Annotated in this window: 9 protein-coding genes; 6 read left to right on the top strand and 3 right to left on the bottom strand. The window is 35.5% G+C overall.

What is annotated here, in order from left to right; genetic code table 11:
- Positions 1–25 precede the first annotated feature (25 nt).
- The 4 genes from NLM59_RS02630 to NLM59_RS02615 all read left to right on the top strand — a co-directional run bounded on the left by NLM59_RS02630 (position 26) and on the right by NLM59_RS02615 (position 3,334).
- Positions 26–436: a hypothetical protein gene (locus NLM59_RS02630; RefSeq protein ID WP_304416189.1), complete on the top strand. Its 411-nt coding sequence runs from the start codon at positions 26–28 to the stop codon at positions 434–436.
- 17 nt (positions 437–453) lie between these two features.
- Entirely contained in the window at positions 454–1,011 is a 558-nt protein-coding gene (locus NLM59_RS02625; protein WP_304416518.1) for an RNA polymerase sigma factor, read from the top strand.
- A 1-nt stretch (position 1,012) separates the two neighbouring features.
- Positions 1,013–2,440, top strand: coding sequence for an outer membrane beta-barrel protein (locus tag NLM59_RS02620; RefSeq protein ID WP_304416188.1), 1,428 nt, complete (start codon positions 1,013–1,015; stop codon positions 2,438–2,440).
- Positions 2,441–2,617: 177 nt separating this feature from the next.
- Positions 2,618–3,334 carry an SDR family oxidoreductase gene (locus NLM59_RS02615; RefSeq protein WP_304416187.1) on the top strand — a complete coding sequence of 239 codons (717 nt, stop codon included), beginning with the start codon at positions 2,618–2,620 and terminating at the stop codon, positions 3,332–3,334.
- Between the two features lie 88 nt (positions 3,335–3,422).
- Here the strand turns inward: NLM59_RS02615 and NLM59_RS02610 are convergent, their stop codons facing one another.
- The 3 genes from NLM59_RS02610 to NLM59_RS02600 all read right to left on the bottom strand — a co-directional run bounded on the left by NLM59_RS02610 (position 3,423) and on the right by NLM59_RS02600 (position 8,622).
- Positions 3,423–4,610: a WG repeat-containing protein gene (locus NLM59_RS02610; RefSeq protein WP_304416186.1), complete on the bottom strand. Its 1,188-nt coding sequence runs from the start codon at positions 4,608–4,610 to the stop codon at positions 3,423–3,425.
- A 182-nt stretch (positions 4,611–4,792) separates the two neighbouring features.
- A complete protein-coding gene (locus tag NLM59_RS02605) occupies positions 4,793–5,065 on the bottom strand; it encodes an acylphosphatase (protein WP_304416185.1) in 273 nt (90 codons plus the stop codon).
- A gap of 143 nt (positions 5,066–5,208) precedes the next feature.
- Positions 5,209–8,622, bottom strand: coding sequence for a methylmalonyl-CoA mutase family protein (locus NLM59_RS02600; RefSeq protein ID WP_304416184.1), 3,414 nt, complete (start codon positions 8,620–8,622; stop codon positions 5,209–5,211).
- A gap of 206 nt (positions 8,623–8,828) precedes the next feature.
- Between NLM59_RS02600 and NLM59_RS02595 the strand changes: the two genes are divergently transcribed.
- Both NLM59_RS02595 and NLM59_RS02590 read left to right on the top strand, forming a co-directional pair.
- On the top strand, positions 8,829–9,770 hold the full coding sequence (locus NLM59_RS02595) for a calcium/sodium antiporter (RefSeq protein WP_304416183.1): 942 nt from the start codon (positions 8,829–8,831) through the stop codon (positions 9,768–9,770).
- A 116-nt stretch (positions 9,771–9,886) separates the two neighbouring features.
- The gene (locus NLM59_RS02590; protein WP_304416182.1) at positions 9,887–12,073 is read left to right on the top strand and encodes a glutamine synthetase III family protein; all 2,187 of its coding nucleotides are present in this window, start codon (positions 9,887–9,889) and stop codon (positions 12,071–12,073) included.
- The last annotated feature ends 150 nt before the right edge of the window (positions 12,074–12,223 follow it).

The raw sequence follows: 12,223 nt of genomic DNA, 5'->3' as shown, positions 1-12,223 counted from the left end.
TAATATATTTAATAAAATAGAAAAGATGAGAAACTTTTGGATCATTGGTATTTTATTCACGGCGCTGACCTTATGGTCTTGTAACGATGACGATGCAAAATCTAGTTTTCACTATGTTGGACGCGGAATTGACAGTATTTCTATGCCAGATACGGCGATGCTGAATCAGCGTGTTGAGATTAAAACTTACACAAAACTGTATGAGGGATGTGAGAATTTTCAGACGCATGGATATGATATTGTAGGAAATGAAAGAACGGTGACGGCTTGGTTTGTGAGATTTGACAATTCTGAATGTGGTGAGGAGACTGTGATTAGTCCATCTTTTTACTTTATGCCACAATCCACTGGATGGTACAACTTTAGATTCTGGGCTGGGGTAGATGAGGAAACCAATGAAGATGTTTTCTTGACAAAAGATATTTATATTCGTTAATCATTGAATTCTGATATCTGGAACCCGATCTTAACATACTGATTGAACGCTGCAAACGGAACGATCCGAAAGCGCAAAGCGAGATTTATGAACGATTTTCGTCTGTAATGTTCGCTGTGTGTATGCGCTATTCGCATTGTAGAGATGATGCGCAGGATACCTTTCAGGAGGCTTTTATCAAAGCTTTTCAGAAGATAGATTCCTATAATGGTGATGGTTCTTTTGAAGGTTGGCTAAGACGAATAATGGTCAATAAATGTATGGATAAATTCAGGAGTAAACGTTTGACGATTGTAACGGATAATCCACAGATTTACCAAGAACAAGAACAAGAATTAGAAGAGGAAGAAGTTGAATTGCCTTATTCTAATGATGAGTTGATTTCAACGATACAAGAACTACCAGATCAATATAGATTAGTTTTCAATATGTATGTTGTAGAAAATTATACGCATGCAGAGATTGCTGAATCTTTAAATATTTCTGTAGGGACTTCTAAATCAAATCTTTCTCGTGCCAAAGCTTGGCTAAGGAAAGAGCTAAAAAAAAAATATGTTAAAACCAATATAGCCTAAAATGCAAGATAAATTTGAAAATAAAATAAAAGAAAGCTTGCAAAACCATGAAATGCAACCCCCTCCAATGGCATGGGAAAATATTTCATCTGCTTTGCAAAATGAAAAACCAAAGGCTAAACCATGGGCTAAATGGCTAAGTATAGCAGCTATTTTGATTCCTGCTTTTGTGGCTGTGGGTATTTGGTTGACCAATCCTTTTGATGTAAATGAGGATTCTAATTCTAGTATTCAGAGTACAGAAAAAACTATTGTTAAATCTAGTCAACAAGCAACAGTCGTTGAAGATAAAAACACGCAAGATTCTGTAAATGGAGTAGAAACAAGAATGGATAATGGTTTATATGATTGGACTAACTCTGATGTTCCGAATAAGGGTTATGCAAATAATATCGATGCAAATTCGATGAGAAATCAAGTGCCTGCGAAGGATAAATCAAATACTGTTTTAAGAGGAAATAAAGTCATGAACTTCTTTTCGAATTTATGGTCGGGATCTGAGGTTTCAGACGAAAATAAAGTTAAGAATGAAAGCTATGATATCTTCCCTAAACGAAGAGTAAATACGCTTACAGCTCTGGTTTCGCCTTTTAGAAATCAAAATAAAAAAGTTAATCAAGAAAGTAATGGGAATAATGACTTACATGCTTCTAATGCATTAGATTTAAGTTTGTTTGGAGAGGATGAGAAAGAAAATGAGGTAGAAGAGGTAAAGCCAAGAAAGAGAAGAAGTTTTGAGATTTCTCCTTATGCGGGTACTGCTTACTTAGGAAGTTTGAACGAGGCGAGTTTAATTTCACCGGAGTATAATCCATTAAAAATTGAAAATAAATTAGCTACTTCTTATGGTGCAAAAGCTTCTTATAGAGTAAATGATCGCTTGAAGATGAGAGCAGGACTTGGCGTGATTGATTTACAGCAAGAAACATACGATGTTCCGTTAAGCGTGAATACAATGGACGGTCAGATTCGTTATAATTTAAAGAGTCACTCTAATTTAGGCGTTGATTTATCGGATCACCGACAAGCAACATCTACTTATGCTGCCAATGAATTAGACGAAGGAAAGAGAATGAGAGAAGGTATTTCTCATGAGCTTCAATTTATTGAAGTACCTGTAGAGGTGGAATATCAATTGACGGATAATAAAAAAATGAATATGGCGGCAACTGGTGGATTAAGTACTTTGTTTTTGAATAAAAACGATGTTTATTTATCTGAACAAAACAGGCTTTTTGCTGAGTCCACCAATATGAAATCGGTTTCATTTTCAGCTAACGCCGGTGTTAAATTAGATTATGCAATTACGGAAAAGGTTTCAGTGAATGTAGAGCCACAAGTGAGATATATGATTAACACGGTTACTGCCAATGATGAAGTTCAACCTTATTTATTAGCTGTAAATGCTGGTTTGAGCATTGCCTTATAGATATTTAAAAAGACACTTTTATATATTTTTTGTTTTAATAGTGGCGCCACAGAGTTTGATTTATTCAAATCTGTGGCGTCATTTTTATTTAATCATAAAGTTGACTTTACGTCAGTTGAACTGCATTGGATTGGTTTTTGAAGCTATGCACACTAGGATTTTAAAACAAACAATCTTATGGATTACAAAAATAAAGTAGCTTACATTACAGGTGGAACTCACGGAATTGGATTTGGCGTTGCCCAAGTTTTATTATCACACGGAATGCGTGTTGCGATTTCGGGTAGAAAGTTAGAAACGGCTCAAGAGGCGGCTAAAAAGTTGAGCTCAGATGATTCTAAAGTTTTAGGAATTTCATCGGATGTGACAAATTTTGAAGATGAACAAAAAGCTGTAGAGCAAATTATCGAGAAATTCGGTCAGTTAGATGTCGTATTAGCCAATGCAGGTGTTGGGCATTTTGCACCCATTTATGAAATGGAAGTCGATAAGTGGAAACAGATGATTGAAACCAATCTAACAGGGTGTTTCCACACTTTAAAGGCTAGTTTCGAAGCCTTAAAGAAATCAGAAGGATATTATATGACATTAGCGAGTTTGGCGGGAACGAATTTCTTTGCCAACGGAGCAGGATATAATGCATCTAAATTTGGAGTGGTAGGATTTACGCAGGCTGCGATGTTAGACTTAAGACAGCATAATATTAAGGTGTCTACGATTATGCCAGGTTCTGTGAAATCAGAGTTTAACAACCATGAGCCATCAGATAAAGATGCTTGGAAAATTCAACCAGAAGATATCGGTAAGTTAGTTTGGGATTTACTGCAAATGCATCCTCGTACCTTACCAAGTAAAATCGAGGTAAGGCCTACAAGACCAGATTTAAAGAAATAAATCAATAAATCTTTAGTCAAGAAAAAGCAAAAACCTGTAAGGACTAGATTGTCTTTACAGGTTTCTTTATTTTAAGAAATTCTTTTAATTATTCGGCAACTAAAGCTAATCCATCATTAAAAGGTTTAGAGTCTGAATAAATAGCTGGAATTGCGATTTCGAAATTTCTGTTTAAGTAACCATGCTTTTTGTCTATATTACTAAATGGAATCAATCGACCTCCTTCGGCAGGATAAATATGTAAGACCTGACTGTTTTCCATTTTCTTTAAACTTGTAGTGAAGTAGTCAACTCTTCTTTTGGATGATGAATAATCGCTCGGATACTCAGCTCTGTAATATCCATTTTCTTGTGGATTGCTAGAAAAAGCCGAATATTTAAATTCCAAAACTGTATTTCCTTGGGTATCAATCAATCCTTTTAGCCCACCTTTTTCAGCCACTGCATGACCATATTCATCAAAATCACTTAAGCTTTCATAAATGGGTTTAATTTTAAATTCTTCATTAAAATCCATGAATCCCCAATTATTGAGCATATTTCCAGTAAATAATCTTATCCAATTATTACTTACGCCTTGTATATTACCTTTAGAGGTTTTAATAACAACATTACCTGCCTTGTCAATAAGTGCGCTTTGGCCTCCGATTTTAACTCGTGCAAAACCACTTTTCATAAAGTTAGCAGTTCCTGTTTGTTTATATTTAAAAGGAATTACAACTTCACCTTGTTCATTAATAAAACCAAAATAATTTTGTTTATCGTATTCAGCTACATTAGCCAAGCCTTCCTCAAATGCGCTTGCCCCAACATATTTGCATGGTATAACTTCGACACCGTTATAATCAATAAATCCCATCCTACGATTTTCATAAACAGCTGTTACAGATTTATTAAACGGGAATAAATAGCCAACATCTTCATAGTTTTTAGTGGGAATAATATTACCACGTTTATCGATCAATGTCCAATATTTATCGCCTTTCTTTTTAACCCAAGCTCGGCCATTTACAAAACCTGTTCCCTTGATTTTGTCATATTGTGGCTCAATAATCAGCCTTCCGGAATTATCGATAAAGCCTTCGAGAGAATAAATTTTATTTCCCATCGTAACTAGTTTTACGACTCGCGCCATTCCATCCTTAAAACTAGAAACTTGCTTCGCCTGAATTTCGAATAATTCTTGTCCTTGTTCGTTGATTCCTTTCCATGTTTTTTCTTGAGAAAAGACGAAAGTAACATGGAAAATGAGTAATGAGAAGATTAAATTTTTCATAGAGTTTTGTTTTATAATAGCTAATATAAATATTAGTGATGAAAAATTTATAAGCTTAAAGCCTTTAAAGTTGTTGAATGAATGGGTTTAATGATTTTTAATGCATGAAAAAAGGCTCGATTTAAAAAACCGAACCTTTTATATTTATAAATATTACTTTAAATCTCTTTGAAAAATCTTATCTACCAACGTTTGATAATAAAGTTTTTCAAGAAGTTCGAATTAGGAATTACCTCCCAAGTTACTTCCGAAACCTCAGCGTCTTCTGGACCTTCATCACACCATTTTAAAAATTCCTTCAAGGCTTTTTTCTTTCCTTGAGCTAGAATCTCTACATCTCCATTTTTTAGGTTTTCAACTGTTCCTCTAATGTTCATGTTGTCGGCAACTTCTTTGGACGTGTCCCTAAAAAAAACACCTTGTACTTTGCCCTTTACCGTAATTTTAATTGTCATTTTTTAAAATATAATTCTTAAAGATAACAAATTTTTTTGTATTGAGATTTAGTGTTCAAAGTTAATATGAGCCTGAAAATCAAAAAATGGCCATAAATTTCTGAAAATCTATGACCACTTGATGTTTAATTATAAAGTGAGTATTACATATTTCTTCTGTATCTACCCCCAATCTCATATAGAGAGTGTGTGATTTCTCCTAATGAGCAATATTTGGTTGTCTCCATTAAAGCGTCAAATATATTATCATTATGCAGTGCCGTTGATTTTAAATCTTCAATAGCTTTAGCTGCTTTTTCTTCGTTTGCTTTATGATAATTATTTAAAGCCGTAATCTGGTATTGCTTTTCTTCCTCTGTAGAACGAATTACTTCACCTGGCGTAACTGTTGGCGAACCATCTTTACTCAAGAAAGTATTTACCCCAATAATTGGGAAGTCACCTGTATGTTTTAAGTGTTCGTAGTATAAACTCTCTTCTTGAATCTTACCACGTTGATACATAGTTTCCATAGCACCTAAAACTCCACCACGATCTGTGATTCTGTCGAACTCAGCATAAACAGCTTCCTCTACTAAATCTGTAAGCTCTTCTATGATAAATGCACCTTGAATCGGGTTTTCGTTTTTAGCTAAACCTAACTCTTTGTTGATGATCAATTGAATTGCCATAGCACGACGCACACTTGCTTCTGTAGGCGTTGTAATAGCTTCGTCGTATGCATTCGTATGTAATGAGTTACAGTTGTCGTAAATCGCGTACAATGCTTGTAGTGTTGTTCTAATATCGTTGAAATCGATTTCTTGTGCGTGTAGTGATCTACCACTTGTTTGAATGTGGTATTTCAACATTTGTGAGCGCTCGTTAGCTTCGTATTTATTGCGCATTGCTTTCGCCCAAATACGTCTAGCAACTCGTCCAATCACAGCATATTCTGGATCGATACCGTTTGAGAAGAAGAACGATAAGTTAGGAGCGAACTTGTTGATGTCCATTCCTCTACTTAAGTAGTATTCCACATAGGTAAATCCGTTTGCTAAAGTAAATGCCAATTGTGTGATTGGGTTAGCTCCAGCTTCTGCAATATGGTAACCTGAAATTGAAACAGAGTAGAAGTTTCTAACACCTTCATCAATGAAATACTGCTGAACATCTCCCATTAATTTTAAAGCGAACTCTGTTGAGAAAATACAAGTATTTTGAGCTTGATCTTCTTTTAAGATATCTGCTTGAACCGTTCCACGAACTTGTTTTAAAGTTTCTTCTTTAATTCGGTTGTAGTCTTCTGCCTCTAAAATCTCATCTCCGGTTAAACCTAATAACATTAACCCAAGACCATCGTTTCCTTCTGGTAAATCACCTTGATAAGTAGGTCTTTCTAAACCATTATCGTCAAATTTCTCTTTAAGTTTTGCCTCAACTTTATCTTCTAATCCATTTTCTTTAATGAATTTCTCACAGTTTTGGTCAATGGCTGCGTTCATAAAGAACCCTAACAACATAGCTGCCGGACCATTGATGGTCATAGAAACAGAAGTAATTGGATTACTTAAATCAAATCCTGAATATAATTTTTTGGCGTCGTCTAAAGTTGCAATCGAAACCCCAGCGTTACCAATTTTACCATAAATATCTGGACGCACACCTGGATCTTGTCCATATAGCGTTACCGAGTCAAATGCCGTAGATAATCTCTTAGCTGGCATGCCTAAACTCACATAATGGAAACGCTTGTTGGTACGCTCTGGGCCACCTTCTCCAGCAAACATCCTTGTTGGATCTTCACCTTCACGTTTAAATGGATAAATACCTGCGGTGTAAGGGAATTTCCCTGGAACGTTCTCTCTTAAAACCCAAGTTAGAACATCTCCCCAAGCTTTATATTTAGGTAAGCAAACTTTTGGTAGCTGCGTATGAGAAAGTGATACTGTATGTGTTTTAATTCTAATTTCTTTGTCACGAACTTTAAAGATGTACTCATCAGCTTTGTAACGATCTTTTTCCTCTTCCCAGCCTTCTAAAGTTTTCCAGTTGTCCTTATCTAAATCTGCTTTTAAGTCTTCAAACTTAGTTGAAAGAGACTCGCTGTCAAGTTCTAATTCTTTGTTTTCAACTAAATCTAATGTCTTTTTAATAGCATAAAGTTTATCCGCTAATTCAGTTTGGTTTTTCACCCATGTTTCATAGCGTTGAGATTCTTCAGCAATCTCAGATAAATATCTTTGTCTTCTCGGAGGAATGATGAATAAGTTCTCGTCAGCTTCTGCTGTATGGAATAACTCAGCATTGAACTTATCATTCGTTAGTTCATTTACTTTTGCGATTAATGCTGCATAGAATTCGTTTGTTCCGTGGTCATTAAACTGAGAAGCTCGTGTTGCATAAACAGGCATTTCATCTGGTGACTGTGTAAATAACTCGTGGTTTCTTTGGTATTGTTTCTTAACATCGCGTAAGGCATCTAATGCACCTTTTTTGTCGGTTTTATTTACAACAACCAACTCCGCAAAGTCAAGCATGTCAATTTTCTCTAATTGAGTCGCTGCACCATATTCTGGCGTCATCACATAGATTGGTAAATCTGAATATTCTAAAACTTCAGCACCACTTTGCCCAATTCCTGAGGTTTCAAGAATAATTAAATCAAATCCAGCAACTTTTAAAACATCTAAGGCAGGAGCCACATGCTTAGAAATCGATGCGTTAGCCGTTCGTGTCGCCATCGAGCGCATATATACGTTCGGATGGTTGATGGAATTCATTCTAATTCTATCTCCTAATAAAGCTCCACCAGTTTTACGTTTGGTAGGGTCAACAGAAATAATTCCGATTTTCTTATCAGGGAAGTTCATTAAGAATCTACGAACTAATTCATCTACTAAAGATGACTTACCAGCTCCACCTGTACCTGTTATACCAATTACTGGAATATCCTTGGCTTCATCGCTATTGGCTTTGTTTTCGATTTCTTTGATTAAATCCTCAAATTTTTCTGGATTGTTTTCAATAGCAGAAATACTATGTGCAACGTCTACCAAATTATCTGTAGATAGTCTAGAAATCATTTCTGAAGATAACTCTTCTCCTGTAGCGAAATCTGATTTCTCTACCATGTCGTTGATCATACCTTGTAGACCTAATTCACGACCATCATCTGGAGAATAAATTCTACCAATACCATAGTCCATCAAATCTTTGATTTCCTCAGGTAGAATTACACCACCACCGCCACCAAAAATCTTGATGTGTCCAGCACCTTTTTCATTTAGCAAATCATACATGTATTTGAAGTACTCATTGTGTCCTCCTTGGTAAGAAGTCATTGCAATGGCTTGTGCATCCTCTTGAATAGCACAATTCACTACTTCGTCTACCGAGCGATCGTGGCCCAAATGAATTACCTCAACACCTGTGCGCTGAATGATGCGTCGCATAATATTAATGGCTGCATCGTGCCCATCGAATAGGGAAGCTGCAGTAACCATACGAATATGGTTCTTAGGCGAATAGACATGATTAGAATCTTTAGATTTCTTAGTATCTGTTGCTGTACTCATAAACTTTACTTTGAAGTAGGTAAAATTAAGGATTTTTTTGGGTTTTAAAAGCTTATAAGGCTAGAAGCTTAGGAAACAAGGAGAACAGACTAAAATTCGAAGATTTAATAGAAATTTAATCCTAGCATCGTATTCTATTGGGTCGCTTTTAAAGAAAAGCCTTATAAACGCCCTATATTTGCAGGATATATTAAAAGAAATTCTTTATGATTTTAGACATTCTATTCTTACTTGCTGGCTTCGGACTACTTGTGTTAGGCGGTAATTGGCTTCTCCGGTCTTCTGTTGCATTGGCGTCTAGATTGGGAATGTCTTCTATGATGATTGGGCTTACTGTGGTGTCATTTGCGACTTCAATGCCTGAATTAATTGTTAGTTTAAAAGCTGCTTTGGTGGGTTCCTCGGGGATTGCTTTGGGAAATGTTATTGGATCTAATGTCGCTAATATCGGTCTGGTATTGGGCGTAACGCTTCTTATTACCCCTATGAATATTCCACGCAAGTTCTTCAAGACCGACTGGATATTCTTGATTGTTTCCACTGCCATGGCAATGCTTTTTATGATATACTATGACGGTATAATGAGGTGGCATGGGATAATTTTTATTTTATATTTAAGCTTCTTTATTTACTTTTTAATTAAAACTCAAAAACCTTCTTATTCTAAGAGTAATCAAAAGCGAACCAAAGTTTATGAAAAATGGACCATTATATTTTTCTACCTTGTTCTGGGTGCAGGAGGTTTGTGGTTAGGTTCAGAGTTGTTGGTTGACAGTGCCAAGAGTATTGCACTTAGTTTTAATGTTCCAGAAAGTGTGATTGGATTAACTGTAGTAGCCGTTGGGACGAGCGTTCCAGAGTTGGCGGCTTCTGTCATTGCAGCTATAAAAGGTGAGCGATCGATTTCTTTCGGTAATCTAATTGGCTCCAATATTTTTAATATACTTTCTGTTTTAGGGATTACAGCCATAATCCAACCTATTATAGTAGAGGATGTTCGTTTTATTAATAATGATATATGGTGGATGCTAGGGTTTTCTTTAATCTTATTACCAATGGCTCTTATTGGAAAGAAATACAGATTAAGCCGACCACATGGTCTAATTTTGGTGCTCGCATACCTTGCTTTTGTGTATTTAGCTTTTTAACCTATAATTTAATAGGGTTGAAGCTTGGTAAAAGCAATTTTATGTAAATTTTACATGAGTTTTATAGGGGGTAAAATATTTTTACTTTACTTTTGCTTCTATAATTATAAAACTTTATGTCTATTTTACGATTCAAAGCCATTGAAAAATTAAGCACTTTGCCTGACCGCGAAGTCCTATTAGAAAAGAAATTATCAGAGTACTTCTGCGACAATGTGTTTTCCATGGACACCATGAGAGAATATCTTACCAAAGAAGCTTATAAAAGTATAAGCGGAGCCGTTGAAAGCGGTGATAAAATCTCTCGCGATATTGCTGATCAAATTGCAGTTGCATTAAAAGATTGGTCATTAGCAAAAGGTGTTACGCACTATACACACTGGTTCCAGCCACTGAATGGAGCAACAGCCGAAAAGCATGATTCATTCTTTACACCTATCGAACCAGGAAAGGCTATTGAACGTTTTAATGGTAGTATGTTGATTCAGCAAGAGCCAGATGCTTCATCTTTTCCAAGTGGTGGAATTAGAAATACTTTTGAGGCGCGTGGTTATACAGCATGGGATCCAACTTCTCCGGCTTTTATCATCGGAACAACTTTATGTATTCCGTCGGTGTTTATTTCTTACACTGGAGAGACATTAGATTATAAGACACCTTTATTAAAGGCCTTATATGAAATCGATGTTGCTGCAACGGATGTTATGAAGTCTTACTTTGATCGTAATACTAAAAAAGTTCAGGCAACCTTGGGTTGGGAGCAAGAGTATTTCTTGATTGACTTAGGTTTTGTAAATGCAAGACCAGATTTACAACTAACAGGAAGAACTTTGTTAGGTCACGCACCGGCAAAAGGTCAGCAATTAGATGATCACTACTTTGGTTCGATTCCCGCAAGGACAATGAACTTCATGAAGGAATTAGAAAGAGAGAGTTTAAAACTGGGAATTCCTGTTACAACTAGACATAATGAGGTGGCACCGAATCAGTTTGAGCTTGCTCCTATGTTTGAGGAAGCGAATTTGGCAGTTGACCATAATTCATTGTTAATGGATATTATGGCGCGTATTGCTAGAAAGCACCATTTTAAAGTTCTTTTACATGAAAAACCATTCAAAGGAGTGAATGGATCTGGTAAGCATAACAACTGGTCATTAGCTACAGATTCTGGAGATAACTTATTGAGTCCAGGAAAAAATCCAAAACAAAACCTTCAGTTCCTTACATTTTTTGTGAATACCATTAAAGCTGTTGCTGAATATGGAGATTTAATTCGTTCGGCAATTGCAACTGCTACCAACGATTATAGACTTGGAGCAGGAGAAGCGCCACCGGCTATTATTTCTGTATTTATAGGTTCTGCTTTGTCTAGCGTATTAGATGAGTTAGAAAAAGTGAAGAAAGGGAAATTAAGTCCGGATGAGAAAACCAACCTAAAATTAAATTTAGTAGGTAAAATCCCTGAGATTTTGTTGGATAATACCGATAGAAACAGAACTTCACCTTTTGCTTTTACAGGTAACAAATTCGAGATTCGTGCTGTAGGCTCAACTGCGAACTGTGCTGAAATCATGACCGTAATGAATACCATTATGGCAAAACAATTACGTGACTTCAAAAAAGAAGTAGATACCTTAATCAAAAAAGGCTTGAAAAAAGATGAAGCTATTTTTAATGTTTTAAGAGAATATATTAAAACAAGTAAAAAGATTCGTTTTGAAGGTGATGGTTATTCTCAAGCTTGGGTTGAAGAGGCAGAAAAACGTGGTTTAAAAAATCTTGTATCTACGCCAGAAGCTTTGGCAATTGAGTTAGAGAAAAAGAATATCGATGTTTATGTTGAAACTGGAATTCTAACAGAAAGAGAGGTAAGAGCGAGAAATGAAATTAAACTTGAAAAATATAGTAATTTACTTGCTATTGAATCACAAGTTTTGGCTGACTTAGCGAGAAATCACATTGTGCCAACAGCTATAAGATATCAAAACGAATTGATTGAAAACGTTAAAGGTTTAAAAGATATTTTCGGTCCAGACTTTATGGAATACGGAAAAGAAGAATTTGAATTTATTCAGAAGATTTCTTCTCACAACTCTGAATTAAAGAGATTAACGGAGGCTTTATTAGAAGATAAAGATATGGCGATTCAAATGGAAGATGCTCAAGAAAAAGCAGAGTACTTCTGTAAGAATGTGAAACCAAGAATGGAAGAAATTCGTTTTCATGTAGATGAATTAGAAATGATGGTTGACGATGAAATGTGGCCATTACCAAAATATCGAGAGATGATGTTCTTGAGATAAAAGACACTTACTTCAATTTTATAAATCCGTTCTTGTTGAGCGGATTTTTTTATGCTTAAAAATATGCTTTGGAACTTATAAATCTATCTTAAAACCCAAACACTATCTATTTATAAGTATTAACTCTAAATCAAATTTATATATATTTGC

The organism is Profundicola chukchiensis (assembly GCF_029664245.1).
GTDB lineage: Bacteria > Bacteroidota > Bacteroidia > Flavobacteriales > Weeksellaceae > Profundicola > Profundicola chukchiensis.
Note: the sequence above shows the minus strand (reverse complement) of the source record. Positions and strands in the feature narration are given on the sequence as shown.